General features: G+C 42.4%; 37 protein-coding genes. 30 read left to right on the plus strand and 7 right to left on the minus strand.

From position 1 onward, the window contains the following. Positions 1 to 27 precede the first annotated feature (27 nt). The 10 genes from NYE35_RS14185 (at position 28) to NYE35_RS14230 (ending at position 6,098) form a co-directional block, all read left to right on the plus strand. Positions 28 to 231 (plus strand): hypothetical protein, encoded by a 204-nt coding sequence (locus NYE35_RS14185; RefSeq protein WP_341121370.1) that lies wholly within the window; start codon positions 28 to 30, stop codon positions 229 to 231. A 26-nt stretch (positions 232 to 257) separates the two neighbouring features. Beyond that, positions 258 to 716, plus strand: a complete 459-nt coding sequence (locus NYE35_RS14190) for a phage holin family protein (protein ID WP_341121372.1) — start codon at positions 258 to 260, stop codon at positions 714 to 716. Next, positions 716 to 1,576 carry a M15 family metallopeptidase gene (locus NYE35_RS14195; protein ID WP_341121374.1) on the plus strand — a complete coding sequence of 287 codons (861 nt, stop codon included), beginning with the start codon at positions 716 to 718 and terminating at the stop codon, positions 1,574 to 1,576. The genes NYE35_RS14190 and NYE35_RS14195 overlap by 1 nt, the downstream gene beginning before the upstream one ends. 3 nt (positions 1,577 to 1,579) lie before the next feature. Then, complete coding sequence (locus tag NYE35_RS14200; protein WP_341121375.1) at positions 1,580 to 1,858, plus strand: holin; 279 nt, start codon at positions 1,580 to 1,582, stop codon at positions 1,856 to 1,858. A 501-nt stretch (positions 1,859 to 2,359) separates the two neighbouring features. Then, on the plus strand, positions 2,360 to 2,782 hold the full coding sequence (locus tag NYE35_RS14205) for a hypothetical protein (protein WP_341121377.1): 423 nt from the start codon (positions 2,360 to 2,362) through the stop codon (positions 2,780 to 2,782). A gap of 247 nt (positions 2,783 to 3,029) precedes the next feature. Beyond that, positions 3,030 to 4,109: a hypothetical protein gene (locus tag NYE35_RS14210; protein ID WP_341121379.1), complete on the plus strand. Its 1,080-nt coding sequence runs from the start codon at positions 3,030 to 3,032 to the stop codon at positions 4,107 to 4,109. A 30-nt stretch (positions 4,110 to 4,139) separates the two neighbouring features. Beyond that, complete coding sequence (locus tag NYE35_RS14215) at positions 4,140 to 4,529, plus strand: hypothetical protein (RefSeq protein ID WP_341121382.1); 390 nt, start codon at positions 4,140 to 4,142, stop codon at positions 4,527 to 4,529. A 116-nt stretch (positions 4,530 to 4,645) separates the two neighbouring features. After that, a complete protein-coding gene (locus NYE35_RS14220) occupies positions 4,646 to 4,996 on the plus strand; it encodes a hypothetical protein (protein WP_341121384.1) in 351 nt (116 codons plus the stop codon). 216 nt (positions 4,997 to 5,212) lie between these two features. After that, positions 5,213 to 5,839 carry a restriction endonuclease gene (locus tag NYE35_RS14225; protein WP_341121387.1) on the plus strand — a complete coding sequence of 209 codons (627 nt, stop codon included), beginning with the start codon at positions 5,213 to 5,215 and terminating at the stop codon, positions 5,837 to 5,839. 40 nt (positions 5,840 to 5,879) lie between these two features. After that, positions 5,880 to 6,098 carry a hypothetical protein gene (locus NYE35_RS14230; protein WP_341121389.1) on the plus strand — a complete coding sequence of 73 codons (219 nt, stop codon included), beginning with the start codon at positions 5,880 to 5,882 and terminating at the stop codon, positions 6,096 to 6,098. A gap of 175 nt (positions 6,099 to 6,273) precedes the next feature. On the opposite strand, the gene NYE35_RS14235 is transcribed toward NYE35_RS14230, so the two are convergent. Next, complete coding sequence (locus NYE35_RS14235) at positions 6,274 to 6,459, minus strand: hypothetical protein (protein WP_341121391.1); 186 nt, start codon at positions 6,457 to 6,459, stop codon at positions 6,274 to 6,276. Positions 6,460 to 7,178: 719 nt separating this feature from the next. Between NYE35_RS14235 and NYE35_RS14240 the strand changes: the two genes are divergently transcribed. Next, entirely contained in the window at positions 7,179 to 8,015 is an 837-nt protein-coding gene (locus NYE35_RS14240) for a hypothetical protein (RefSeq protein WP_341121393.1), read from the plus strand. 660 nt (positions 8,016 to 8,675) lie between these two features. Here the strand turns inward: NYE35_RS14240 and NYE35_RS14245 are convergent. The 3 genes from NYE35_RS14245 to NYE35_RS14255 all read right to left on the minus strand — a co-directional run bounded on the left by NYE35_RS14245 (position 8,676) and on the right by NYE35_RS14255 (position 9,847). Continuing rightward, the gene (locus tag NYE35_RS14245) at positions 8,676 to 9,086 is read right to left on the minus strand and encodes a hypothetical protein (RefSeq protein ID WP_341121395.1); all 411 of its coding nucleotides are present in this window, start codon (positions 9,084 to 9,086) and stop codon (positions 8,676 to 8,678) included. Between the two features lie 222 nt (positions 9,087 to 9,308). Beyond that, on the minus strand, positions 9,309 to 9,491 hold the full coding sequence (locus tag NYE35_RS14250; RefSeq protein WP_341121397.1) for a hypothetical protein: 183 nt from the start codon (positions 9,489 to 9,491) through the stop codon (positions 9,309 to 9,311). A 131-nt stretch (positions 9,492 to 9,622) separates the two neighbouring features. Then, a complete protein-coding gene (locus NYE35_RS14255; RefSeq protein WP_076190027.1) occupies positions 9,623 to 9,847 on the minus strand; it encodes a helix-turn-helix domain-containing protein in 225 nt (74 codons plus the stop codon). 153 nt (positions 9,848 to 10,000) lie between these two features. Between NYE35_RS14255 and NYE35_RS14260 the strand changes: the two genes are divergently transcribed. From NYE35_RS14260 to NYE35_RS14280, 6 genes are all read left to right on the plus strand, one after another. Continuing rightward, entirely contained in the window at positions 10,001 to 10,225 is a 225-nt protein-coding gene (locus tag NYE35_RS14260) for a hypothetical protein (RefSeq protein ID WP_341121400.1), read from the plus strand. Positions 10,226 to 10,570: 345 nt separating this feature from the next. After that, entirely contained in the window at positions 10,571 to 10,816 is a 246-nt protein-coding gene (locus NYE35_RS31425; protein ID WP_076138644.1) for a DUF7667 family protein, read from the plus strand. A gap of 112 nt (positions 10,817 to 10,928) precedes the next feature. Continuing rightward, positions 10,929 to 11,558 carry a hypothetical protein gene (locus NYE35_RS14265; RefSeq protein ID WP_341121402.1) on the plus strand — a complete coding sequence of 210 codons (630 nt, stop codon included), beginning with the start codon at positions 10,929 to 10,931 and terminating at the stop codon, positions 11,556 to 11,558. After that, on the plus strand, positions 11,555 to 12,082 hold the full coding sequence (locus NYE35_RS14270; RefSeq protein ID WP_076208543.1) for an accessory gene regulator ArgB-like protein: 528 nt from the start codon (positions 11,555 to 11,557) through the stop codon (positions 12,080 to 12,082). Before NYE35_RS14265 ends, NYE35_RS14270 begins: the two co-directional genes overlap by 4 nt. Further along, a complete protein-coding gene (locus tag NYE35_RS14275; protein WP_081389185.1) occupies positions 12,079 to 12,222 on the plus strand; it encodes a cyclic lactone autoinducer peptide in 144 nt (47 codons plus the stop codon). The genes NYE35_RS14270 and NYE35_RS14275 overlap by 4 nt, the downstream gene beginning before the upstream one ends. Before the next feature lie 17 nt (positions 12,223 to 12,239). Continuing rightward, positions 12,240 to 12,638 carry a LytTR family transcriptional regulator DNA-binding domain-containing protein gene (locus NYE35_RS14280; RefSeq protein ID WP_076138651.1) on the plus strand — a complete coding sequence of 133 codons (399 nt, stop codon included), beginning with the start codon at positions 12,240 to 12,242 and terminating at the stop codon, positions 12,636 to 12,638. Positions 12,639 to 12,849: 211 nt separating this feature from the next. Here NYE35_RS14280 and NYE35_RS31430 read toward each other — a convergent pair whose 3' ends face one another. After that, positions 12,850 to 13,083 (minus strand): helix-turn-helix domain-containing protein, encoded by a 234-nt coding sequence (locus NYE35_RS31430; protein WP_076138641.1) that lies wholly within the window; start codon positions 13,081 to 13,083, stop codon positions 12,850 to 12,852. Positions 13,084 to 13,323: 240 nt separating this feature from the next. Here NYE35_RS31430 and NYE35_RS14285 point away from each other — a divergent pair, with 240 nt between their 5' ends. From NYE35_RS14285 to coaD, 3 genes are all read left to right on the plus strand, one after another. Then, positions 13,324 to 13,563 (plus strand): hypothetical protein, encoded by a 240-nt coding sequence (locus tag NYE35_RS14285; RefSeq protein WP_341121405.1) that lies wholly within the window; start codon positions 13,324 to 13,326, stop codon positions 13,561 to 13,563. A 411-nt stretch (positions 13,564 to 13,974) separates the two neighbouring features. After that, the gene (gene rsmD, locus NYE35_RS14290; protein WP_036686473.1) at positions 13,975 to 14,583 is read left to right on the plus strand and encodes a 16S rRNA (guanine(966)-N(2))-methyltransferase RsmD; all 609 of its coding nucleotides are present in this window, start codon (positions 13,975 to 13,977) and stop codon (positions 14,581 to 14,583) included. Beyond that, positions 14,567 to 15,079 carry a pantetheine-phosphate adenylyltransferase gene (coaD, locus tag NYE35_RS14295; protein ID WP_036686476.1) on the plus strand — a complete coding sequence of 171 codons (513 nt, stop codon included), beginning with the start codon at positions 14,567 to 14,569 and terminating at the stop codon, positions 15,077 to 15,079. The genes rsmD and coaD overlap by 17 nt, the downstream gene beginning before the upstream one ends. Here the strand turns inward: coaD and NYE35_RS14300 are convergent. Next, the gene (locus NYE35_RS14300) at positions 15,057 to 16,283 is read right to left on the minus strand and encodes a nucleoside recognition domain-containing protein (RefSeq protein ID WP_051491461.1); all 1,227 of its coding nucleotides are present in this window, start codon (positions 16,281 to 16,283) and stop codon (positions 15,057 to 15,059) included. The genes coaD and NYE35_RS14300 overlap by 23 nt on opposite strands. A gap of 152 nt (positions 16,284 to 16,435) precedes the next feature. Here NYE35_RS14300 and NYE35_RS14305 point away from each other — a divergent pair, with 152 nt between their 5' ends. Beyond that, the gene (locus NYE35_RS14305; protein WP_076273826.1) at positions 16,436 to 17,473 is read left to right on the plus strand and encodes a SepM family pheromone-processing serine protease; all 1,038 of its coding nucleotides are present in this window, start codon (positions 16,436 to 16,438) and stop codon (positions 17,471 to 17,473) included. Here NYE35_RS14305 and NYE35_RS14310 read toward each other — a convergent pair. Further along, positions 17,463 to 18,701: a nucleotidyltransferase gene (locus NYE35_RS14310; RefSeq protein ID WP_341121407.1), complete on the minus strand. Its 1,239-nt coding sequence runs from the start codon at positions 18,699 to 18,701 to the stop codon at positions 17,463 to 17,465. The two genes, NYE35_RS14305 and NYE35_RS14310, sit on opposite strands and share 11 nt — an antisense overlap. Positions 18,702 to 18,910: 209 nt before the next feature. Here NYE35_RS14310 and NYE35_RS14315 point away from each other — a divergent pair, with 209 nt between their 5' ends. The 9 genes from NYE35_RS14315 (at position 18,911) to fabF (ending at position 26,153) form a co-directional block, all read left to right on the plus strand. Then, positions 18,911 to 19,423 carry a YceD family protein gene (locus NYE35_RS14315; protein ID WP_036686482.1) on the plus strand — a complete coding sequence of 171 codons (513 nt, stop codon included), beginning with the start codon at positions 18,911 to 18,913 and terminating at the stop codon, positions 19,421 to 19,423. A gap of 69 nt (positions 19,424 to 19,492) precedes the next feature. Beyond that, positions 19,493 to 19,666, plus strand: a complete 174-nt coding sequence (gene rpmF / locus NYE35_RS14320) for a 50S ribosomal protein L32 (protein ID WP_019911234.1) — start codon at positions 19,493 to 19,495, stop codon at positions 19,664 to 19,666. A 357-nt stretch (positions 19,667 to 20,023) separates the two neighbouring features. Further along, positions 20,024 to 20,620, plus strand: a complete 597-nt coding sequence (gene fapR, locus NYE35_RS14325; RefSeq protein ID WP_036686484.1) for a transcription factor FapR — start codon at positions 20,024 to 20,026, stop codon at positions 20,618 to 20,620. Continuing rightward, the gene (plsX, locus tag NYE35_RS14330; protein ID WP_038570599.1) at positions 20,604 to 21,593 is read left to right on the plus strand and encodes a phosphate acyltransferase PlsX; all 990 of its coding nucleotides are present in this window, start codon (positions 20,604 to 20,606) and stop codon (positions 21,591 to 21,593) included. Before fapR ends, plsX begins: the two co-directional genes overlap by 17 nt. Before the next feature lie 8 nt (positions 21,594 to 21,601). After that, on the plus strand, positions 21,602 to 22,591 hold the full coding sequence (locus NYE35_RS14335) for a beta-ketoacyl-ACP synthase III (RefSeq protein ID WP_139329841.1): 990 nt from the start codon (positions 21,602 to 21,604) through the stop codon (positions 22,589 to 22,591). Between the two features lie 21 nt (positions 22,592 to 22,612). Then, positions 22,613 to 23,536: an ACP S-malonyltransferase gene (gene fabD / locus NYE35_RS14340; RefSeq protein WP_036686490.1), complete on the plus strand. Its 924-nt coding sequence runs from the start codon at positions 22,613 to 22,615 to the stop codon at positions 23,534 to 23,536. 54 nt (positions 23,537 to 23,590) lie between these two features. Next, positions 23,591 to 24,340: a 3-oxoacyl-[acyl-carrier-protein] reductase gene (gene fabG / locus NYE35_RS14345; protein ID WP_036686492.1), complete on the plus strand. Its 750-nt coding sequence runs from the start codon at positions 23,591 to 23,593 to the stop codon at positions 24,338 to 24,340. A 125-nt stretch (positions 24,341 to 24,465) separates the two neighbouring features. Beyond that, positions 24,466 to 24,699, plus strand: a complete 234-nt coding sequence (locus NYE35_RS14350) for an acyl carrier protein (protein WP_036686493.1) — start codon at positions 24,466 to 24,468, stop codon at positions 24,697 to 24,699. Positions 24,700 to 24,917: 218 nt separating this feature from the next. Next, positions 24,918 to 26,153: a beta-ketoacyl-ACP synthase II gene (gene fabF / locus NYE35_RS14355; protein WP_076101782.1), complete on the plus strand. Its 1,236-nt coding sequence runs from the start codon at positions 24,918 to 24,920 to the stop codon at positions 26,151 to 26,153. Positions 26,154 to 26,158 lie beyond the last annotated feature (5 nt).

Consider the following 26,158-nt stretch of genomic DNA (forward strand, 5'->3'; position numbering starts at 1 on the left):
TACTTTTGTCCGGAAGGAGGAACAGAATTGGTAATTATAAAAAAACTTGAATTAGCACTTGATCTAACGAGACCAGCTGAAGAGTTGATTGAAGCGATTATAACAGTATTAGAATTTTACCCCGGGCGACAACTTGAGATATTGCAGCAAGTTGATCATAAAGTTGGTGAAATGTTAGGTGCATTGCAACCAAAAGAAAATTCAAAATTAGAACCAGCAGTAAATTCGTAAAAACAATAGAAAGGGGGCGAATTGTAATGACAAAATCTCAAATTGCTGCGTCAACAGTAGGCGCAGTACTTATTCCAACATTTGATTTTTTATACGGGGAGGCGGACGCTGTCGTAACCATCATGATCGCACTTTTATTTTTTATTATCATGGATTGGTTATCTGGTATTCGAGCCGCCAAAAAGGATAACACATATGCCAGTAAATATGGAATTGATGGAGTCTTTCGTACGTTCTTCATGTTGCTACTACCCGCAGGTGGACATCTGCTTGATATGGTGTTTGGGTTGCCTGGAGCGATATTTGGTGCATTATCCATTGGAACCTTGTACCACGTTTTACAGAGTATGACGGCAAACTCAATTCGGGCAGGTTGGGGGGATTCACTCCCATTGCCAATCTTGGATGTAGTACTTAAGTGGGTGGGTAGTGAGCTGGATAAGAAGGTTAAACGCGCTGCCAACAGAAAGGGGGACGATGAGTAATGTCTCTGACGCTAGATCAAGTAAAGAGTAAATCATCTGCGAGATTGATAGGGTTGCATCCGGTTGTATTGGCTGCTGCAACAGTTTTAATTGAACGGTGTTACACTCGGGGAGTTCCTATCTTGATAACTCAGGGGTTGCGGACAATAGCTGAGCAAAACGCTTTATACGAGCAAGGGCGCTCAAAGCCAGGAGTAATCGTCACCAATGCCCGAGGTGGATATAGCTATCACAATTTTGGACTCGCTGTAGATTTTGCCTTATTACTGCCGAACGGGTCCAGTGTGTCATGGGATATGAACCGAGACTACAACGGAAACAACATCAAAGACTGGATTGAAGTAGTGGAAGAGGCTAAGAAGCTCGGCTTTGATTGGGGCGGTGACTGGACATCATTTAAGGATTACCCTCATTTCCAAATGGTCTTTGGCTTAACACTTACTCAACTGAGAGCTGGTAGCAAACCATCTGAAACAGCAATGGCAAAAGCAACGGCTAATATAGATCGACTAAAAGGGGAGTCAGAAGAAGATATGAGTAGAATTGCAAAACTTGAAGAACAAGTGAAGGAACTATCGAAAGTCGTAACAGGCTTGACCAATAGCAAAGATGTGCTTAAAGAACAGTCTCTTAAGCAGGCTGCGGAGATTAAGGAACTGAGCACAATACTATTGGAATTGACGAATATCAACCCTCCTGTATGGTCTAAGGAGGCTTTACAGGCGTTTGCACATACGCCGTCAGTCCTCAATGGCAAGCCAGTGATTGATACACCGGGATCAGCAACATATTCGGAAGCACGGATAATTACAATTCTGTATCGGCTTGGGCTGGCAGCACAACAAAAGGGGGACAAGTAAAGTATGGACAATCAAAATTTAACGGATGTATTGGCGTTCGCTTCGGTGATCGCTGTTTTTGTGTTGGCAGGAGTGCAGTTCGTAAAGACTTCGTTTAACGTGCCTAAAAATATATTGCCCTTGATTGGATTAGTTATCGGTCTGTTGATCGGTGCAGCTGCTTATCCGTTTACAGAGTTAGGCTTAGTGCTCCGATTATGGGCGGGTGGTCTAGCTGGACTATCCGCAACTGGATTATTTGAACTAGCGTTTAGTAAGAGGGATGGGACTACAAAAGATTAAAGCAATTTACCCACCGGCTTCGACTGGTGGGATTTTCCAATCTACAAATCCTTTTTTTCAATATGGTTTTTAAGGCTTTTTAATATTTGTTCTTCACAATTACTACAAATTAACATAGGATACATTTGATTATTAGGTAGTAGATATTGCATATCCCTTGTCGAATATTCCTTTACTTTTGCCCTTATTTGTTTGCAAACTGGGCAGAAAATATCGATTAGAATCATATCCATCTTTACACACCTCGTTCTAAATAATTCTCCTACAGTCAGTTTATGCATTTTATCTGGTATAGATTGTTCAAATAACCTTATTCTAAAATTATTTGATTAAATAAAATAGAAGGGAAAGTCTGTAGTTAAATTGAAGTGGTCAGCGGGGTTTAATTCTTCTTCGACAAATAAATGGTTGAAATCAAACGTTGTTCTCAGATGAATTGTCCAAACTGTAAAACCTCTTAGGACATACAATACTGTATCTTATTGAAAGGAGGTTTTTCATTTGGGAACTTATGTTGATGGAAGAACATCACAAAATGCGAGCTTTGCAAACTCCATTTCCATTCCGATCACAGTCATTAATACTCCACAACTCTTTGGTCAGGTTGGTCTGATAACTCAAGGTGTAGGAGCGAATCCGCGGGTTATTTTGAAAGGAACGGTTTCATTGCAACTTCCTCTGGCGCTTCTGGGAATTACAATCACCATTGTAAGAGGAACATTACCTACCGATCCACTTGTATACTCAGCGACTTCCACCTTTAACCTGAGTGTAGCAGCGCCACAAGTAATTACCTTCTCTGCTGATGATTTTAATCCCCCAGTAACACCACAATTAACTTACACAGCTTTTGTTTCGTCTAACTTGCTTGGAACAGTTCGTGTAGGTCCAGAAAGCTTTGATGCTATTCTAGTTTCTGACTAAAACAAAAGTGTACCACTGGTTTCGGATGGTGATAAGTAAACCTTTAGTCAAACTTCATACTGTTTTAAGCTAAGAGGATTATAGTAATCACATAAACCCCTTATAATATAGACCTAGACCCCGCCGGATGTTGGTGGGGTCACTTTTTGCCGATTGGCTTTATTTAGAGAACTTTACACTTTTTATATACATAACTTTCCTTAAGTGCTAAATTATTAGATATAAAAAAGAGGACTGAGGTGGGGTCTTGTTAATAATATCTGAACTAGTCTTACTTGATGACATCATGCATTTACCAAAGGATACACTAAAAGAAATATGTACAGATTTAAATTTACCAAATGACGGAGCAGCGAGAGATCTAGTAACAAGAATATGGCCACTTATGACACAACCGGTTGTACGAACTCGGTTCTATGCAAATTCAAAAGAAAGAATTTTCGGTGGTAAGACCTCAGTATCGTGGTATAGATTTACTGAAGGCCTTAGAGGCATTCGAAGACTCATTGAAGAAAATAGTGCTTTCAATCCATTTGAGTCTGTAATTATTCCGCGTCGAGACGAAATAACTAGTGAACCTGTACTAATCGGAGCTGCTGAGGGCCCAAATGAAAACGAGTATTATTTAAGATATATGTATAAAGTTGGTGTAACTACAGAAATAATACTTGATAACATCGAAGTAAGACCTAGAACAACAACAACAACTTTGTTTGTTAATGAAAATAATGGTTTCATTGAAGTAAGAACTGACCCAAAGCATGCAGAGAAAATTGCTAAACATTTTGCTCAATTAATAAGAGAGCAAGTAATAATGGAACCAGTGAGAGTTATGGCTCCTTTTGGAAATAGCGCTGAAGAACTTGCTGATGCACTCGGAGGAGAATTAATTGATACAGTAGGTAAACCTAACTTAACTTTAGAAGATTTTACTGAGGTACAAGCGGCATCAGTTGTTACGATTCTTTCGGCTCTTGACTCATATTTCGAAAATGAGGACATTGCAGAACTGCAAACGAATCTTCAAGAAGCTCGTCTGTCATTAGGCGAAGATTTTTCGGCTATCCCATTTACGTCTCTAATACTAAATGGAATGGAAAAGGTTGGTATGGGGGTTAAAGAGCGTGATCTTAGAGGGACTCCTTTGTATGATTATCTAAAAACAAGCATTGAACATCAAGGATGCTTTATTCAATTTCCTGTTGATGAGGATGGAGTAAGAACAACACACACTATACGAATTGGGATGCAATCAAACAGCGTGTACTTTATGTCTCAATCTACAGAATCCGCAATCGATTTTGTACGTACGCATGTTATAATGTAGAAAATTAATACAAAAAAGGGGGGCTGGCTTATGGAAGGTGATATTTATGAAGTAGATGATTGGGTAGACACAGTAGCAACCCTACCAATCAAACGATTTTATCCTTCTGCTGTAGCTGCTGCAACTGGCCTCCCTATAGAGAAAGTATTTAACAGGCTGCTTTTCCTTGTTGAGGGCAATATCTTGAGAATACTTTATGAAATCAGATGCCCTGATTATGATTGCCTTCGTACAATTAAGGTAGTGGAAGATAACGATTTTGAATCAATATCGGGGCTCTGTCCCTTACATGGAGAATTTCAACTTTCGGCAGATATGATTTTTCCTGTCTTTGAAATTGAACCATCATTCAAAAAACGATCGATTGCTAAAAAAAAAACAGAAAACCAGAGATCTCTAAGAATGTCGCTAGTATACTGAAAGATGTAACGAACGAAGGTTCGTCATTATCCCAATTAATATCTGCTAGGAATATTGAAATCTTAAAAGAGATAAGTCCGTCAATTGTCATAAATTTAATTCAAGGAGATGTTACAATGTCTGAATTTAAGATAGACAAAGTTGAGAATAATCAAGGTTCAGTATCGATAGGGGATTCCAGTAGTTCCACTTATGTCCAACAGGGACAGGCTGAGAATATTGCTATTATAGCCAAGGAACTTATTAAACTCTTAGATGAAAACAAAGATTTACCTCAAGATACTAAAGATGAACTTACTGAAACTATAAACACAATTTCAGATCAAGCTGAATTGGAAAAGCCTAATAAGACTATACTTAAGTCATTATTTTCTGCAGCTGATAAAATGATTTCTCTTGCTGTAAAGACTCCTGAACTAATATCAGTTTTTGAAAAGTGGAAAGGTTTTATTGAACCATTATTTTAATAAGGTATACATAATTTACGTCTTGCTATCCGAAAAAAATGGGATAGCAAGATTTTTTTGTTTTCAGAAGGTCTTCCTTACTAGTGATATAGAGTATATTTACATAATGTTACAAATCATTTATATTAGGATTTTAGGGTTTGGAAATAATGGCATTGCAATTTGGAAGAACCTCGTCGGCATTGGCGAGGTTCTTATATTAATGGGGGTTGCTGGTTGACAAAAATTATAATTTTTATGGTTATTCTTGTTATCATTACTGCTGCTTTTGTATTCAAAGTTTTATCAAGAAAGAAGAGTTACCCTCCCCGAAGTATAGTAATTGATCCACTTAAGATTACGATCCAGGACATAGACCGAATGGAAGACGGAACTGACTTTGAAGAATATCTGTATCGGCTATTTTTAGCGCTGGGGTACAATGATGCATATAAAACCAGAGGGAGCAGAGATTTCGGATCTGATTTAGTTTTTACTGATCGGGAAGGATATCGAATTGTCGTTCAGGCAAAGCGTTATTCCTATCCAGTAGGGGTAGGAGCTGTTCAAGAGGTCTATAGTTCCATGAGATATTACAGGGCAAAGAAGTCCATGGTAATATCCTCAAATCAATATACCTCAGCGTGTGAAGAACTTGCTGGTTATAACGCAGTGAAATTACATAATCGCAGTGATCTCATTAATATCATGGACTTATTTAAGTCAGGAGAGATAAATAAAGCAAAAGATATCATTGAGTCGGAACCCAGAATTATACTAGATTCATGGGATAATTACATGAACTGCAACAAAGTTATTAAGAAGGATTTTAGAGCAGAAAAACGACTGGTTGCAAAGAAATAGTGTAGCCAGAAAAAATTATTTATAATACATAGGAGTGATCATGTTGAGCAATATATACAAAGTCCTCAAGACAGACTCTGAATTTCTAACAGCTGCCTTAAAACAGTCTCAAGTGGATATACTAGAACGCCGTGGTGATCTGGCTGGCTGTATAATTGATTGTAGAGGTCCGATTCAGAAATGGAGTCCAGTTAGTGTTAAAGTCGCGGATGCTTATTACATGAGAAGTGAGTTTGAATTTAGGATGGTTTTGGCATAAGTGTATATAGAAATTACCTCGTCAACCTGAAGTCGTCGGAGTTTTTTAACGGATTCTTAAGAATCGTAGGGGGGGTATACACCGAATTCCATTAAGACGCTGGAACTCGGGAAGATAAGAATTTAGAGGATATATACATACCCCGTACGACACCCTTTGGTTTTTTTATCGGATATCATACTTCTTTAATACGTTTGATCGCCCAAGAAGGAAAAGAAAATAAACCGCTCATAGTTCTTATTGTGAAGTAACCTGAAGAGTCGCTCTCCTGACAAAAACCAACATATGTCTCTCCACTGACTAAATGTATTTGTAGTTGTAATTCTGTTTCAATTGCGTGATAAATCAGTGTAAGATTCACATTATAGACTCCTTTCATAAGATGTTTATATTCATTAAAATACCCACTTCATTGTTAATGACGCAAAATAATGGACAATTGACAATGTTGTAATATTTTAAGCGTGATATTGGCATAAGTGTGTATAATAGATACCCGTCAACCTTAATTGGTCGGCGGTTTTTTTGTATCTAAATACTAAAAAGACCCCCAGTGAGTTCAGGTCACCTGAGGGTTGAGTTTTGTATGAATGTCCGGTTTTATTCTATGCTGGAATTATGAAGTTGTGCGAGTTGCAAACTTTTCAAAGAGAGGAATAACAAATACCTCGTCAACCTAAAGTGGTTGGCGGGTTTTTTTATGTTGATTAACGAATACACATTTGATTATAAAGCAAACGAACGTTCTTGCTACTGGAAAGCTATTAGCATGGAAATGCAAATTGGTCAAAACATAGATAAAGTCGGCAAGTACGCGCAACATGATTAAATACAGGAGCGCCAAGAGTGTTTCTAATGGAAAATATATTTGCTTGGCAGCTAAGTGATAACGGAGCAACTGCATGTAGTTATATCTCATTAAAAATTCACTAAATATTAACTTTTAAGGATGATGTTGTTTAAAATACATAAAACGACATTATTCTCAAATGATGTGTGATATTGTTTTGTTGAACACAAATTTAACAGGGAGGAGGATAGGGATTTAAACATAAAAATAAAATTTGAGGGAGAATAATAATGAATAATTTTAAGAAAATCACCAGTTTTATATTGACTTTGTGTATCGTGATTGTTTTCTCAGGTTCAACTTATGCCAATTCAGCAGATAGAACTACAGAAAACTCAAGCGAAATTATACCCTATAATCTCACTACTGATGTTTTAGATGATAACAATGAGGTAGTAGGTACAAAAACAGTAGATACAATTATAGAAAAGATAATCACAGACACAGAAACAAAACTTGATCTTAAAGAAGACATTCGTTACACTTTTAATGAGCCATCAAGTGATTATGCTAGGCTATTTCAAGATGAAATTAAACACACGGAAATAGTAATCACATCTGCTGGCGATTATTTTATTGATGGACAGCAACTTAGTGATGAAGTGCTGAACTCAGAAATATCTTTGAATGAAGAATTAGGGATGATGCCTAGATATCTTACTGAAGCTGGCGGATACTACTACGGTGCATATTATACAAACGCTACAACTTCGAATGCTACTCGCTTTCAATGTTTTTCCTATTCAGACAATACTAACTTTTTTCTTGATCCTGGAGGCGAAAAATGGCCTAAAGTAGTCTTGTTGGCTAACCAAGGTTCTGTTGTATCAGATTTTAAAATGTATGCTAATAATGTAGCCAGTGCTCGTTCAAATATTTCAACTGCGTCTGCAGCTCTCATAGCGTCCGGTGCAGGCATATTGACACCAGGATTTGTGCTGGGGCTTATAGGGTCTTCTGCAAGTGCTTATGCAATCTATGAAAATGGGAATAGTGGTCGGGCTGCTATAAAAAATGCCTATAGTGTGTTGTATAATAATGGAGGACAAGTGGTGAACGAGTATTAATAAATGTTTGTGAGGTGTATCAATTGCAGAACACATCTCTAATCAGATTTGCACGATATTTTTTCAACATTGTAACAGTAATATTTGTCGTCCTGATTTTCCTAGATCCTCATCGCTCAATCTACCTATTTTTTATGGTTTTAAGTATGAGTGCGTCATTGTTTTTACAATTGGGAGAGTCACATTATGAAAAAAAATATTCACCTGCTTCAACTTTGCTTCTAGGAATCGCCGGCGTTATTTGTTTATTAGTATCGGTTTATATTCTGTTTAAACTTTAAATCGATCTAAATAAAATGACAAAAACACTTAAATACGTGGAGGCCTATATTTGAGGACATGATTGGTGATACCAATCTGTACCCCAATATAGGCCTATTTTTAATCAATATTAAGGAAGATAATCAGTTAGGGATCAAGTTCTTTGCAATTATTAATAAACAATAACGCAGTTATGCCTACGCTATTTGACTTAGTTGAGAATAAGGATATCTGTGGTATGGTGATGTGTGTAAATCAGCAACTACAGCAATTTAAGTTGAGGACCTCAGATGAGGTTTGGGAGCGGATAAAACTAGATGGAATTATATATGTAACTATATAAAGAGGTTGACTCCCCTGGAATATGGGGAAACCCGTAAGTTTAACTAATGGGGATTGTCAATATATCATCCCCATTTCACGTAACCTATCTTTTATCTTCTTTAAACGAGCTTCTTTTTCGGCTACTTCCCGTACCTTCAATAAATCCACCTGTGTATCTTTATATTTTCTAATAATTTTCTTTAAGGTCAAGTCTCCGATATCTTTTTCATTGTGCATTGCAACCGTTGGGGCGATTTTGTGATTTTCTATTGTCTTGGGATCTGCAGAAATTCGTTCTAGTAAACTGAGTAGAAGCCTTTGCCTTTTAATACCAATCCTTGGCACCTGATATATTTCTTTCCATGTGCAGTCTAATAAACGTTCAAGATCTAAATAACCTTGGATGTATAGAGCATTAATAAGCCCCGTTAAATCGGGTCCCCGTTCTTCTTCTTGAGCCACGGCTTTTATACAAGCGATATCCATAAAATAAAGATGTTAAGGTATAGAAAAATACGACTTTAACGGTTTATTTATCTCTAAAGAATTTATCATTACCATCACTCCAAGATGAAAGTTAAGCAGGTCAATTTTATCATATCAATTTTTCGAAGAGTATTCTATGTAAAGGTCAGCCATGCATGGTCAACTCTTAGCGGAATTCCGTAGCGGGTCCAAGGCGCTTAGTGCGCTCATCAAGCGTTTAATTCAATTAATAATTTCATCGTTAAGTGAGTCGAGTGCATTCAAGACAATCTTGACGCTTCTTACCTTCGCAAAAGGTGATTTATTTCCGCGAATTTCACTTTTAATGATCCTGATTGCCGTCTCGTAAGGAGAACCGTCAGAATCCCGAAGTGATTTGAGGACGAAGTCTAATTTGAGTGTCATGTTGTTCCTCCTTTAGTGGGGCTGAAGCCCCTGGATATTAATATACTATTCTTATCAAACCCCAAACTACTGATCATTTTCTGAACATCAGTAAAGCATAAAAATTAAAGTATAAAAAACCCCGTCAGCGATTATACTGGTGGGGTTTCTTCGTCTTCAGGTGTAAATTCAAGGATATCTTGTACAGTTACATTCAAGTATTTGCAAAGCTTGTCCAACACATCCCGGGGATAACGTTCCATTGTGTCATTGTAGACCCGTCTTACAACCTCAAAGTTTATCCCCGTTCCGCGCGCAACTTCTCTAATAGATAAACCGCGTTCGTCCACAATAACCTTTAGCTTAGATTTCAACATCGGACAGCCCTCCTGCATTAAAAATAACACGACTTATAAAACAAGTCAATTTGATGTTGACTTACTAAATAAGTCGTGATATTCTTGATTTATCGACCTATTAAATAAGTCAAATTAACTTAGCTGGCGTGCATACTCGGGAGGGATGAGGGAATGGAAAAAAAGGAAGCATTGAAAATGGTTATGCTGCTACACGTTGAGTATCTAAGACTGAAAGAAATTCGGGAGTCGTGCTTCTTCGAAGAAAGTGCAGACAAATATATGGACGGTCAGGTTTCCGGGGGAATGAGTGGCATTGACAGATCAATGAGGATCATACGTCAAGCTGCTGGGATTTCACATGCTGAGTACATGGTAGCTGCAACGAATATCGAATAACACAGGGCTACAGCCCCTCTACAGGAGGAAATGAAGGTTATGGAACAATGGAGTAATAACGCCTGCCTGGGGGTACATCCGAGCGGCGTTGGAGCGCAAGGGCTGGAGTAATGAGCGGATCAGAGAAGTAGTCGGGGCAGTGTATTACGAATTTGATTTTAAGACGATAGAAGAGGCAAAACGTATTTAAGAAAATTCGTTTGATTAATCCGCCTGATGAGCGCTGAGAGCGCCTTGGACCAGCTACGGGACTGGTCGAAACCTACCGATCAATTATGCCGGGATGGTCGCGGTATCCGTCATAAGAGGGCAGCGCGCGTCCTCACATGTATAGGAGTGATAGATATGTTGGCAGCTCACCAAAGATTAGCTGAGATATTCCACGAGAATTTGAAAGGACCATTAAGTGAGGAACTAGCTATAGAGTTGCAACATTGCCTTCATGAGAATGCAAAGTATTGTTGGGATTATAATACTCTTAATAATCAACTTATCCAAGCTAGATCTACTCATGATACTAATTGGGAAATGGATCTTCTAGTTAAGATGGATTGGCTTAGACGCTCAGGAAGGTTGGTGAAAGGGTATTAAGTTAATGGCGCCTGATAGACCTATTACGTAGTAAATAAGTAGTATACTCAATACTTGGTAGGGTTATATAATTAACCTAATGAATGAAAATTATGACAGGCGGTGTTGTGTTTTGTCGTGGGAGCCAGTGGGGTTTGTATTTTTCTCAACATTAGAGTTTATAGCTATCTATTTTATTATTTGTGCTTTATTTAGATTGAAACCAACGGAAATCATATTCCCAGCATTATTCATAATCTTGTTAATGGATTTACAGAGTTTCTTTTTTAGAGAAGACCTACAGTTAACCGCAATTGTACCCTTTATCAATATTCTACTGTTTGTCTTGCTATTTACAGTTGTGATGCGAATCCCACTGGTCTGGTCTGCTGTTATATCTGTAATGGGTTATTTTGCTTACGTACTCCTGCAAGTCGCTCTAGTCCAAGTATCATTTGGATATTTATCCGTAAATGAATTGACATTACATCCCGAAAAAGGGTATTTGTTGCAAACAATCAGCAGTGTATTAGGCATAGGTGGAGCTCGTGTTTTTTATATGCTAGGTGGAGGGTTCACTTTTGACTTTGAAAAGTTAAGACTAAAACGTGAGGCGATCTATGTATACACACTTATCGGCTGTGCACTATTACTAACGATCTGGCTTCTATACAGAGGCAACACATTAATTGATGTTATCTCTGTATCCATCGCATTTATCTTCTTCGCTTATTACGCAGTTAAAAAGGAGAAGGATAGATGATTGATTTTCTCTCCTTGAGAATCGCTCAAGGAATAAAGAAGAGTGTCCCCGATAGCCCTATTACAATTACTGTGATGAAATATGCACTTTCAATCATTATAAATGCGTTAATGATAATCGTCCTATCGTTACTGATATCAACATTAACGGGAAGAACACTAGAGGTAACGATAGCACTTACTGTTTTTCCTTTCTTACGACAGGCGTCTGGTGGGTATCACATGCGGTCCGGAATGAAATGTGTTCTGTTTTCGACTGTATTGATTACTTCAATTTCCCTTGCTGACTTTGAATATTGGACGATCATGACATTGGGTATTGTAAGCTTTATTCTTGTGGGGTTATTTGCGCCGTCGAATATCGAGAAACAATCCCGAATCCCTAAAAATTACTATCCTGCTTTAAAGATTGTATCATTGATGATCGTATCGTCTAATTTTTTAATAGCTTCACCAGTAATCGGCGCTGCATTCCTCGCGCAAAGTATCTCTTTAATTCGCATGAAAGGAGGTGATAACAAATGAAAAAAATAATGGCAAGTGTTAAACGTAAGGCGCTGGTAAACGTGGCTGCTCTTCTTGGAATTGTAGCTTTATCTTCAGTAAGCACCGCAAGTGCTTGGTACGTGTATAATGGAGAAGTGCCGGAGGAGTTGCTAAAATAGAGAAGTAGGTGATAGGTGTGCTGAAACTATCCGTAACTCGTGATCCAGAGGGAGAATCTGGATTAAACAATATAGATGTTGATAGTATACTAATGTTGGATTTTGCTATGAGTTCAGATAAAGTCGCTGTCCATACTGCAGAGGAAATTTATTTTACAGTAGGAACTCTAAAATATTGGAATAAAACTTTAAATAACAGTGGGTACAGATTTGGAATTGCTGACAGAAGTAATTGTGTGAATTTGGAAAAAATAGAAGTGCTAGATAAAACTTTAAAAATAGCGTATTTCGAAAAAGATTTCACGAGTAAATCAAAACGCTGTATGATTGCAAGATACCGCTTTAAAGAGGTTGCAGAAAGTTTGATGTTAGTCAATCCTAATATAATTATTACGGCAAGTGAGAGTCTTTATTAAAGGCTCTTTTTTTATTACCACAATATTCATAAAATGTAAAGTTAAAAACTCATGTTCGTATATGCAATCTGTCCAGCCATTTGCAATATACAAAATACACAATTTGGTTTTTAATATAAGTATATTCGCGCTATGAAACAGTATTGACCTTTTACTTGGTTGCGTGCTATGGGCTATTTCTTCGTTCGGGAGGAGCGTGAATCACTCCGACCTACTGCAATATCCATTCATAGAGTTCAGCTTCTTCACATTTAAGAGCTAAGCAAACGGCACGCATTTGTATTGTGTTCATTGGCCGTTCGCTTCGTTCGATACGCGATAAGTGACTAACTGAAATGGATACTCCGTAAAACGTTCTGAGATTTTTAGACAAATCCGCTTGTGTTAGTCGAGCAGATTCTCGGAGCGTACGCAGTAGGCACTTCCCTTGAATCAGAAGCGCCATAACAACCTCCTATTTTGTTATCAAAGAGAGGTGATGAATATCGTTGGAATTATATCACAGTTACATAAAAAAGATAAAGGGCGCGTCCTGGCAGACACCCCCTAATCTTAAAAAATCAATTTTCACTAATAGCATAGCACAATTAAATAACAATTATTATACTTGATTCTCTTTTCGAAAAGTTATTGACAAAGATAAAACACCAGAAATGCAGCATGTAAATCTGAGAGGATGAACTTAATGGATATCATAGAATTTTTAGAGCCAGTTATTGAAAAGAGAACCGAAGAGATCGTGGAGGTAGTTTTAAAAGGTGAAACGAATGATGACTATCAACAGTTTGTTATGCTTCTTCAATCAGTAGAACCAGTCCTACGTAATGAATTGGAAAACTACTTTTTAAATAGTGTACTGGAAGCAGTAAAAACTTCTTATAGAAGTGGAGTAACTGAAGCATCGGCTTTAAGACAGTTATTATGAAGTAGAAATAAAAAAACGTCAACAATTCGTCAACAGTAGATCTTTTTAAGTAGTTAATAAGAATGATATCAATCAGGAAATCCTTTATCTATAAGGATTCATGAATATAAATTCGGGGCCCTCTTTCGAGAGCCCCTTTCATGGGAGAGGAGAAACCGGACGAAGAGCTTATGGGGAAACGTAAGCCTGCTCCGCGGTTGTCTACGACATTTGTGGTGTCGATAATTACATGATGTCCCTGGAAGTCCAATCTTATACATTAAGATGACTTATTTCTCTGAATAAGCTGTTTCGCCTTCTTATTTCATATCTAGACAAATTTTTTATTTCATCGCGCAAATGTGTTACGATAGGCGTGGACTTATGCCCTTTTGGGCATAACAAACAGAGATATAGAGCGGGTGAATAACAGTGAGAGTGGTATCGGGAAGTGCAAAAGGAAGGCCACTGAAGAGTGTTCCGGGAAGTGGGACAAGGCCTACGACCGATAAGGTGAAGGAAGCTGTATTTAGCATGGTAGGCCCATATTTCGAAGGTGGAGCGGTGCTGGATTTATTCGCCGGTACTGGTGGTTTGGGGATCGAAGCCTTAAGCAGAGGGATGGAAAGCGGTGTATTTGTTGATATGGATCCTAAAAGTATCGACACGATCCGCGCCAATCTGAAGGCTACCAAGCTGGAAGAACAAGCGCAGGTGTACCGTAATGAAGCTGGAAGGGCGCTAGGTGCGCTGGAGAAGCGGGGAAAAGTTTTTGATTTGGTCTTTTTGGACCCTCCCTATCGCTTGAAGCACGGGGATGAACTTATGCTTATGATGGTCGAAAAAGGAATGCTGCAAGAGGACGCGATTATTGTTCTGGAGCATGAATCAAGTTATGCCTATCCTGAAGATATTCCAGGATTTTATAGGCTGCGTCAGGCCGTATACGGAGAAACGACAATTTCTATTTACCAGTATGAAGCTAATCCTACAGAGGAAAGTGAAGCTGGTGAGGAGGTAGAGAATGAGTCAGCAAATTAGAAAAGAACGTGTTGCCATTTATCCAGGTACCTTTGATCCCGTGACTATGGGACATATGGATATTATTCGGCGCGCATCCAAGCAATTCGACCGTTTGATTGTAACGGTGCTTAATAATTTGAGTAAAAACCCGCTGTTTACTGTAGATGAACGGACAGAGCTATTAAGACAGGCGACCGCTGATATTCCCAATGTGGAAATTGACAGCTTCCGTGATCTGTTAGTGAATTATGTTCGTCAAAAAGATGCTCAGGTCATAGTTCGGGGTATCCGTACCGTTACTGACTTTGAATATGAGCTGCAAAACGCATCGATCAACCATAGCCTGGATCCCGATGCGGAAACGATTTTTATGATGACTAATCCGAAATATTCCTACTTAAGTTCCAGTGTTGTTAAAGAGATCGCCCATTTCGGCGGGAATGTGACTGATTTTGTGACGCCTGAGGTTGAACAAGCGATGAAGCGTAAATTTAACCGAGTCGATGGCGAATAGTACTTACCAGATAAGTTCCAGCAGATAATCCCAACAGTATGATGAGCAGAAGTGCTTGCAGACTTAGCAGCTGTGGAAAAGAGCTCCATATGTCCGTAACATTCATGGTGCCGGTTGGAGTCGGGCGTGAGTCTGCAAGTGCTGGTAAAGCAGCTTTACGGATAGCCAGCAATGGTTTCCAGAGCAATAAAGTTAACAGAAAAGCATAAAGTCCATGCATCAGACGAACCGTAGCGTAGGGTAGAAATCTGACTCTGGCTTGTTTGAGCATGGTCAGCACCTGTAGTTGTGCACATAGTCCGCTCCAGCCCAGTGCAGCAGACAGCAAAGCTATCCCGAGCATACTAGAGGGACCTGTTCCAATGCTTTCCAGCCCTTTGCTGATTGCGTCGGCGCCTAAATGAATTTCCAGTAGGCTTGCTGGCAGAGCAGCTGGCAATGCGGGAAGTACAGTAGTGATGATATTGATGACTACAGCGAACATAATCATGTAACCGCCCACGACCATCAGACTTTGCACGGCATTAGCTACGGACTCACCGAGAAGCTTGCCGAAGCTGCGACCGTCTTTTGCTCTGGCATCTGTTGCTGCAAGCTGAACACGACTATATAAAGAAGGACGTTTGGTGTCCGCAGAAATCTTATCAACTGGTTTCGTGTTCGCTGACCGTCCCTTTAACAGAGCATCGGTATAGCTGGCTAGAAGTCCAGAGATCCAATGGATGGCCAGCAGGAAATAACCTGCTGAATTACTGTGTAGAAAAGCTATGCCAATTACTATAAGCATGGTTACTGGGCTGGCGAAGTGTGTAAGTGCTGCAAGTCGAGCGGCTTCCTTGTCAGAGATGCTGTTCTGCTTGTGTAGCTGCATGACCCCTCCAGCTCCACCGGGGAATCCGGCTGTGATTCCGAGTGCCAAGGTCCAGCCGCTGGCACCGGGCAGACGAAAGACCTTTTTCATCAATGGCTCCAGAAGCACTCCAAAACCATGCACGAAACCCGAAGCGGTAAGCATCTCTGACAGCATCAGGAAGGGGAGCAGGGCAGGGAATACGAGTGTCCACCAAAGCTTCAATCCTTGGAGTGAAGCCTCAAAGGAGCTCTCCGGTGAGATAATAATTGCAATGGCTATCAGGATTGCCATAATCCCGGGTATAAATGGTGTGGAGCGTGTAGCTAGTCGGCGTATTTGAATATTTTTCATTTCTCAGATCACCTCTTCATAACTTAAGGCATGGACGATGTGTTATCAATTTATGCAGAGTAGACAACCATCATGCCAAACCACTAGTCGAAGCGGTAATGAAGTTCAATCATTCATATCCTAAATGTGCCGCGGGAAAGAAGGGAAGAGCAGTGAAGCAACTGAAGCATCGGCCGGGTTTCCGCGCCACAGCTTATCTGTTTACGTTTGTAGTTATCGTGTATGTATTTGTCTTTATGAACACCCCGTACATCGTATATCAGCCAGGCAGTGCATCTGAAGTTGCCCCTATGATTAAGGTGGAGAATGCCGATCCGGCTGAAGAAGGAACGTTTATGATGACTACGGTGTCTGCTAGTTATGCTAATGTGGCCTTATTGGTCGCCTCTGCTTTTAATTCCAATTCAGAGGTTGTGCGAAAAGAAACCCGGCTAGGGGATAAGTCAGAAGACGAATATGCTGCGGAGCAGGTTTTTTACATGAATAGCTCACAGTCTTATTCTGTTCAGGCCGCTTATCATGCAGCGGGAATTCCATATGAGGATGTAGTGGATTATCTCTACGTCTTTTCGGTTCCTGTAGAAAGTAATAAAGGACAATTTCTGCCGGGTGATAAAATCATTAGCGTAGAAGGACAAAAAGTGCCCGATCCTGAAGCACTGTCTAAACTGCTCTCCTCTAAAAAAATCGGAGATCAAGTGGCTGTTGTTTTGCAAAGAAATGGCAAGGAAGTAAAAGAACAAGTGACGCTGGTGGAAATAAAGGATAAAGAGGGCGTTGCCGTTCGGCCTGGATTTGGAGTCACTATTGCCGCCGTTCAAAAAGTAAAACCAAAAGAAGCAGGGAAAGCTGTCAGTTTTGTAGATACAAATGTTGGTGGACCTTCGGCAGGGCTAATGTTCACTATGGAAATTTACAATCGCCTTACTTCTGGTGATTTAACTAAAGGCCATAGGGTTGCAGGGACGGGTACGATTAACGCTGAGGGTGTGGTAGGTGCTATCGGTGGAGTGAAACACAAGATCGTGGCTGCGGACCGAGAAGGGGCGGAGATTTTTTTCGTGCCTGTTAAGAATTATGACGAAGCCAAAGCAAAAGCTGATAAAATCGGCACATCTATGAAGCTGGTGCCTGTATCTACGCTGGATGAGGCGCTGAAGTATATGGAGGAACTGCCGGTCAAACCATGACCGGAGGTTCCAAATAATCGCGGTACATATCGATTCTGCGGGGTTCCTTAAAAGCTCCCGCGAAAGCGGAAGCGGCTTGAAGATCTCGCTCAAGCTGCGGATGGGAACAAAGGGACGGGCGCATGACGATGGGCAACGTTGCTTTTTGTTTCATCTCTTTAAGCAGTGCTCGTCCGCTTTCTCTAAAACCAAGAATGCGAATATATCCGGGCCCCTCTGCTAGTATGGAAGGGGTCATTTCTTTTTTAGAATGATTTAACAGAACATGTAGCAGCAGCCGTTGGAGCCGTGTATGCGTGTAGCGCTTACTCTTAAGGGTGTGAAGCAGGCCTGAAAGTGAGAATTGCTCCAACTCAGGTAAAAGCCGCAGTATCCGGTTCTCCAAGCCTTCATTCATATCGTGGATTGCTTGTAACTCGGCAGCGGTATGGGTAGACAGCAGATGGCGGAGCGGGATATTGAAGCTCTCTAAGCTCAGAGGACCCCTTCCGGCTGCATGCTCTCTTTCCAAAATGGACACGCTATAATCCGGCATATAAGCAGCAGGAGATCCGCCTTCTTGCAGCAGCTTGCGGATGGCCGTCGCACTTGCAATAGAAGAGTCGGCTTGTAATGGATCATGGAAGCCTGCTGCCGTGCGCGGAACGGTTAGTGGCATTATCTTGCTGTGCAGCCGCTGCAAGGCGATAAGATAATGCAGGCCAAGGCTGTTATTCGGCTGGCGCAGCAGCTTGCCTGCATCTCCGGGACTCTCCGTTTCCGGGAGAGTCCCTTCAAAGGCCACCGCCGCCGCTGCGCTGTAGGCGGCGGGAAAGCTTGCTCCGAGCGCCATGCGGCGGCGGATCTCGCTCTGAAGCTCGCTACTTTCCTCAGCCAGATATCTGGCCAGCGGGAGCAGCGAGCCCAAAGTGCCGGCTTCGGAGCCGAAGCACAAGCTGTCCACGACCCCGGTCGCTTCCAGCAGTGCAACTGCTCCGAACGCGAACCACTCGGCTGGCTGGACGGCATAGGCCACCGGCAGCTCAATGACGAGGTCGGCGCCCATATGCAGCGCCATCTCTGTCCGGGCCTGCTTGCTAACCGCCGCCGGCTCGCCGCGCTGGGTAAAGGGACCACTCATGACGACGATGGTGCGCTCTGCGCCGGAGAGTCTTTTGGCTTCTGTGAAGTGATGCACGTGTCCGTTATGTAAAGGATTGTATTCTGCGATGATTCCAACCGTTGTCACTGTGGCTTCCCTCCGATAAGTAAGGTATATTTATTGAGTTTAGTAGGGTAGATTTCTAGAGATACTGTTAGCACAAGCTGATCTTTTGATTTACACTAATAGTTATATCATAATTCACCGCATTTTCTGAAACAATATAAAGGGAAAATGGTTGACAAAGGTATAGAATACTAGGTATAATAAATTTTGTTTGTTTGGGAGTGATAAGTATGCAGATTCACTTTCGCAAATTAGCGAATGCCGACGAACCGTTACATATTCACGATGTTGTGGATGTCAGCGAGGTAGTCAAAGGGCGCAAGGATATTCTAACTGTTGCTCCGCTCTCAGTAGACCTTAAAGCGCTGCCCGCGGGAACCGATTGTGTGAACGTGGTGGGGAAACTGAGTGGAGATGTGGACATGTTATGTTCACGTTGTCTCACGGAGGTCAAAAGTGATTTGAACATTCCTTTTGCTGAGACTTTCAAGTGGCTTAAGCAGCCAGTTCTTCCAGATGATGACGAAGATGAGGATCTCATTTACGTCAAGGATGAGGTTGTGGATCTTATCCCGTATGTGGAAGAAAATTTCGTACTGCACTTACCGGATTCGGTATTGTGCAAGGCAGACTGTCTTGGTCTTTGTCAGAAATGCGGACAGAACTTGAACGAAGGCACCTGCAGTTGCGACAACACAGTGATCGATCCTCGACTCGCTGGGTTGAAAGACTTTTTCAAATGAAACATTACAACAAAACACATCCTGCTCTGAGGAGCAGGCTGACAGAAATATCACGAGGAGGTGGAACACATGGCAGTACCACAACGTAGAACGTCTAAAACACGCCGTGACAAACGTCGCACCCACTTTAAGTTGGTTGTGCCGGGCATGGTGAAATGTGAACAATGCGGAGAGTTGAAACTAGCTCACCACGTATGCAAAGTTTGCGGAACTTACAAAGCAAGAGAAATCATCAAACAATAGTTTCAGAATAAGTAGTACTTCACTTCGGTGAGGTACTATTTTTTTGCTTAAATATAATAAAGATAGGGTTTGCACCTGTACTTTATGTTCCGCTCAGAAGTCAATGCTTTATTTTTGGTGCGGCATGCTTTATACTACATATTAGTACCTGGTTCTAAATAATATTTATGATTGTTTGACCTAATATAACAGCGGCCATTCAAGAGGCCGGATGCTTTCTTTAAAATATAAGGAAGTATAAGTTATGCACCTATACTTTATGTCTTATATTTCTCGCTTAAACGCTTACCGTCCTTATTAGGACGCCGAAGGCGTTTACGCTTGGCATGTGCCAGGAGGTGAGCCGCTATCGAGCGGATGTCCAAGAAAGAACGTCAGCAACAGCTGCTACATATAATTGCAGGCAATCCTTTTGTGACTGATCGGGAGTTGACTCGTCAGCTGAAGGTGAGCATTCAGACGATTCGGTTAGACCGGATGGAGCTGGGAATACCAGAACTGCGTGAAAGAATGAAACAAATGGCAGAGCATTCCTATGATCAGGTGCGCTCTTTGCCTGCGGATGAAGTGATCGGAGATATTGTGGATTTACAGCTCGATAAGAGCGGGATTTCGATCTTTGAAATTCGTGAGGATCATGTCTTTTCCAGAAATGGGATCGCCCGTGGCCACTACGTGTTTGCTCAAGCCAACTCGCTTGCGGTTGCTGTGATTAACGATGAAATTGCCTTGACTGCTTCAGCCGACATACGCTTTGTTCGTATGGTTCTGCTTGGTGAGAAGTGCATTGCTAAAGCTCAAGTGCGGTCACTTGCAGGCAGAGGCGGCAAAGCAGAGGTGGACGTATTCACCTATGTCGGAGAAGAATTGGTATTTCAAGGCCACTTTATAGTGTATCGTTCCGCTAATGAAGAGTATAGTGAAGGGGGTAACCGTAGTGCTGATCGCCATTGATGCCATGGGCGGGGACAACGCTCCTGAATGTAATGTCGAGGGGGCGTTGTCCGCGGCCGCGGAATGGAAAGATACGCAGATTGTGCTCGTAGGTGACGAAGCCAGACTAGAGCCGCTGCTGAAGGACAAGCCGTCCAACCTTAGTGTGCGGCATGCAGGAGATGTTATTGGTTCTGATGAAGAGCCGGTTAAGGCGGTTCGCCGCAAAAAAGATTCATCCATGGTTGTAGCTGGACGTATGGTGCGTGAGGGCGAAGCAGATGCTATGATTTCATCAGGTAACACAGGGGCGCTTATGACTACAGGGTTACTCGTAGTGGGCCGTATGCAGGGGATTGAACGTCCTGCGCTGGCACCTATGATTCCGACACTTGATGATGTTGGCGTGCTTGCGCTTGATCTTGGTGCTAACATGGATGCGAAACCTGAACATCTGGTGCAATATGCGCTGATGGGCAGCATTTATCGGAATAAAGTGCACGGTATTGCTAAGCCGCGGGTTGGACTTCTAAATGTAGGAACGGAGCCTGGAAAAGGCAACGAGCTGACCAAAGAAGCCTATCCACTGCTGGAGAACTTGCCAGGCATTCATTTTATCGGTAATGTTGAGGCACGCGACGTACTGACAGGAAACTGCGATGTGCTTGTCTGCGATGGATTTGCTGGTAATATCCTATTGAAGTCGCTTGAGGGTACAGCAGGTGCATTGTTCTCTTTGCTGAAGGAGCAATTCAGTCGTTCTCTGAAAACTAAGCTTGGAGCGGCTATGCTGATGCCGGAGCTTAGAGCCCTGAAGGGCAAGATGGATTACAAAGAGCATGGTGGTGCACCGCTGCTTGGTCTTAGCGGATTGGTAGTTAAGGGGCACGGATCTTCAGACGGAAATGCGGTTAAAAATGCGGTAAGACAAGCGCGGATTGCTCTGCAAGCCGATCTTGTGCCAAGTATATCCAAGGAAATTAGCGGGAAGTGAGTGACGAAATGAAACAGTTGCGGCCGGTTGGGATTATCGGTACGGGTAAATATGTACCTGAGAAAATTTTAACAAACAGTGATCTAGAAAAAATAGTGGAGACTAACGATGAATGGATCGTCAGTCGGACAGGGATCCGTGAAAGACATATCGCTGCACCACATGAGGCAACTTCTGATTTAGCCTATGAAGCTGCACTTAAAGCTTTGGATTCTGCAGGCATGAAAGCTGAAGATCTGGATCTTATTATTATTGCAACGGTAACCCCTGATAGCTCCTTTCCTTCCACAGCCTGCATTTTGCAGGATAAACTTGGAGCTAAAGGTGCTGCGGCATTTGACTTGTCAGCAGCCTGCTCTGGTTTTGTATACAGCCTAGCTACTGCGGTTGGCTTTATTCAGAACGGAATGTACAATAATGCACTCATAATTGGTGCGGACACTTTATCCCGCATCACTGATTATACGGATCGTAACACCTGTGTACTGTTTGGCGATGGTGCAGGAGCAGTAATCATCGGTGAGGTTCCAGAGGGACGCGGTTTCCAATCCTTCGATCTGGGTGCTGAAGGTTCTGGAGGAAACTTGCTTAAGCTGGAAGCTGGGGGCTCGCGCTTGCCTGCATCTCAGCAGACGGTTGAAGACAAGAAACATTTCATCTATATGAATGGCCGTGAAGTGTTTAAGTTTGCCGTTCGTGTTATGGGCTCAGCTACAGAACGTGTGCTTACCAAAGCAGGATTAGGTAAAGAAGATATTGATTTGTTCGTGCCGCATCAAGCGAATATTCGTATCATTCAATCCGCTATGCAGCGGCTTGACCTGCCACCGGAGAAATGTGTAATCAATGTTGATAAATATGCTAATACATCAGCAGCTTCTATTCCTCTAGCTCTAGTGGAAGCGGCGGAAGAAGGACGCATGAAGGAAGGCGACACGGTTCTGATGGTTGGATTCGGCGGTGGCTTGACTTGGGGCGCGTCCGTATTGATCTGGTAATAGAGGAAGGAGTTCTTACTTATGAGTAAAATCGCATTTGTCTTTCCCGGTCAGGGTGCACAGGCAGTTGGAATGGGTAGAGATGTATATGAAGCTCTTCCGCACAGCCGCGCGGTATTCGAAAAAGGTGATGAGGTGCTCGGATTTTCACTGAGCCAGCTGATTTTTGAAGGACCTGACAGTGATTTGAAACAGACCGTAAATACGCAACCAGCTCTGCTAACAGCAAGTGTAGCTTATCTGGAAGCATTACGTGATCAAGGGATGAAGCCGGATTATGTAGCTGGTCATAGCCTAGGAGAATACAGCGCACTGGTTGCGGCAGGCGTATTGTCCTATGAAGATGCTGTAAGACTTGTGCGTTTACGCGGTCGTTTTATGGAGGAAGCTGTTCCAGGTGGACAGGGAGCTATGGCTGCAGTGCTTGGTGCGGAGCGGGATGCTCTGGCAGAATTATGCCGGAGCGTATCCGAGGAGAGCGGCGTGGTAGAACTGGCGAATGTGAACTGCCCGGGACAGATTGTTGTTTCTGGTTCACAAGCCGGGGTTAACGGTGTTGTGCAGCGTGTTAAGGAAGCAGGCGGAAAGCGGGCTATTCCGCTGGAAGTAAGTGGACCTTTTCACTCTTCGATGATGAAGGCTGCGGCAGACCGCTTGGCAGACGAGCTGAAGAGTGTTACTTTTAATGCTCCGGCTGTACCTGTTATTGTCAATGTTACCGCAGCACCTGTAACGGATCCTGAAGAAATCCGTGAACTGCTTGTCCGCCAGGTGTACTCCCCTGTGCTCTGGCAAGACAGTATTGAATGGCTGATTGCTGATGGTGTGGATACTTTTGTGGAAATTGGTTCTGGCAGTGTTCTGGCAGGTCTGATCCGCAAAATAGACAAAACGGTCAAAGTAATCAACATTAACACGCTAGAAAGTGTGCAAGCTGTCTTGTAAGATACGTTCAAACATTGTTTATCAATAGCAATATGATCGAAGGGGGAATAAATGATGTTCTCAGCATTGCGGGGTCAAACGGCCCTTGTAACTGGTGGCTCTCGCGGCATCGGCCGCAGTATTGCACTTGCTCTCGCGGAACATGGCGTGAAGGTGGCCGTGAACTATGCGGGCAGTGAAGCAGCCGCACAAGAGACCGTAGCTCGGATTGTCGAGCTTGGCTCGGAGGGTATTGCCCTTCGTGGCGATGTCGGCAATAGTGAACAGGCCGAGAACCTTGTCAAAGAGGTTCTGAATACCTGGGGACGTATTGACATTGTTGTCAATAATGCCGGCATTACCAGAGACAACCTGATTATGCGCATGAAAGAAGAAGAGTTCGATCAAGTGATCGAAACGAACCTAAAAGGGGTGTTTAACTGCCTAAAGGCAGCTACACGCCCTATGATGAAGCAACGCTACGGGCGAATTATCAATATTTCTTCCGTAGTAGGTGTAACAGGAAATCCTGGACAAGCTAATTACTCCGCAGCTAAGGCAGGTGTCATCGGTTTAACGAAGGCATCGGCTCGTGAGCTTTCCTCACGGGGGATCACGGTGAACTGTATCGCTCCTGGCTTCATTGATACAGATATGACGCGTGAGCTCTCTGAGGAAGTGCGCAGTGAGCTTGAGAAGGGCATTCCACTTGCTCGTCTGGGGCGCCCTGAAGAGATTGCTATGGCTGTAGTCTTCCTGGCCTCTGAAGGCGCTGCGTATATGACCGGCCAGACACTACACGTGGATGGCGGGATGTATATGTAACTCTCCGTCAAGGAGAAATTACACTGTTTTAATGCTGAAATGTGAGGGATAAAGAAAGCGTTTTTGACGCTCTATGGTATTTTGAACTCATATCTCGTATAATACCAAAAGAGGAGGTGAACCGGATGTCCGATGTATTAGAGCGTGTAAAACGCATTGTCATCGACCGCTTAGGTGCCGATGAAGCTGAGGTAACATTAGAAGCGTCTTTCAAAGATGATTTAGGTGCTGATTCTCTTGATGTAGTAGAATTGGTTATGGAATTGGAAGATGAATTCGATATGGAAATCTCTGATGAAGATGCAGAGACGATTACGACCGTGGGTGAAGTTGTGAAGTACATACAATCTCATACCTAGAGTCATATGATTGAGAGTCCCGTTCCTGCTAGGGCGGGACTTCTCCTCATTTATAGAGCATTAAAGAGGAATCAAAGGTTGCCTTGAGCAACTATATAAGGGATATAACAGAACCGCAGGATGGTTATTGATGCGGTTATCGCTGTTCATATAGTAGCAACAGAAAGTATATAAGTTCTGAATATAATGTATACAACCTATAGATGGGGTGATTGTGTTTGAGTCATAGAGTGGTTGTTACCGGGATGGGCGTAGTTACATCATTGGGCAAAGATTTGGAGACGTTCTGGGATAATCTTATGAGCGGCAAATCCGGTGTATCACAGGTTGAGACCTTTGATGTCAGTGAGTATACTACGCAAATAGCATCCTCTGTTAAAGATTTTGATCCAGAGGCACTTTTTGGTCGTAAGGAAGCCCGCAAAATGGACCGTTTTGTACAATTTGCAGTGGCTGCCGGTGAGGACGCGTTGCGAGATAGCGGACTTAAGATCGGTGAAGATATTGATGCCGAAAGAATAGGTGTATCTGTAGGATCAGGTATTGGTGGTCTTGGAACTTGGGAAGACAATCATAACTTGTTGCTTGAAAAAGGACCGAAGCGGGTTAGTCCGTTCTTCATTCCGATGATGATCGCTAACATGGGTTCTGGACAGTTGTCCATTAACCTTGGTGCAAAGGGTCCTAATACGACGACAGTAACTGCTTGTGCTACAGGAAGTCACTCCATTGGGGAATCCTTCCGCTTGATTCAACGTGGAGACGCAGATGCAATGATCTGCGGTGGTTCCGAAGCGACCATTCGTCCAACAGGTATGGCTGGTTTTTGTGCAATGAGAGCAATGTCCACTCGCAATGATGAGCCTGAGAAGGCAAGTCGTCCGTTTGATGTGGATCGCGATGGTTTTGTTATGGGTGAAGGCGCCGGGATTCTTATTCTGGAATCACTCGAACATGCTGAGAAACGCGGAGCGAAGATCTATGCTGAGGTTATCGGTTATGGTCTAAGCGCAGATGCTCATCATATGACTGAGCCTGATCCAGATGGTGCAGCTCGCTGCATGAAGATGGCAATCCGGGATGCTGGTATCTCTCCTGAAGATATTGATTATATCAATGCTCATGGTACTTCAACGCCTGTAGGAGATAGATCAGAAACTGCTGCTGTTAAGAAAGCATTGGGTGATCATGCATATAAAGTGGCAATCAGTTCAACGAAATCCATGACAGGTCACCTTCTGGGTGCGGCTGGTGGAGTAGAAGCTATTATTTGTGGCCTTTCCTTGCAAAAAGGGATGATTGCGCCAACGATTAATTTGGACAACCAAGACCCGGAATGTGATCTGGATTATGTACCAAATGTGCCACGTAAAGCTGATCTTGATATTGTAATGTCGAATTCGTTCGGCTTCGGGGGACATAACGCAACAGTTATTCTAAAAAAATATAATTAGTAAGG

The sequence above is a fragment of the Paenibacillus sp. FSL L8-0494 genome (assembly GCF_038003695.1).
Classification (GTDB): domain Bacteria; phylum Bacillota; class Bacilli; order Paenibacillales; family Paenibacillaceae; genus Paenibacillus_AQ; species Paenibacillus_AQ odorifer.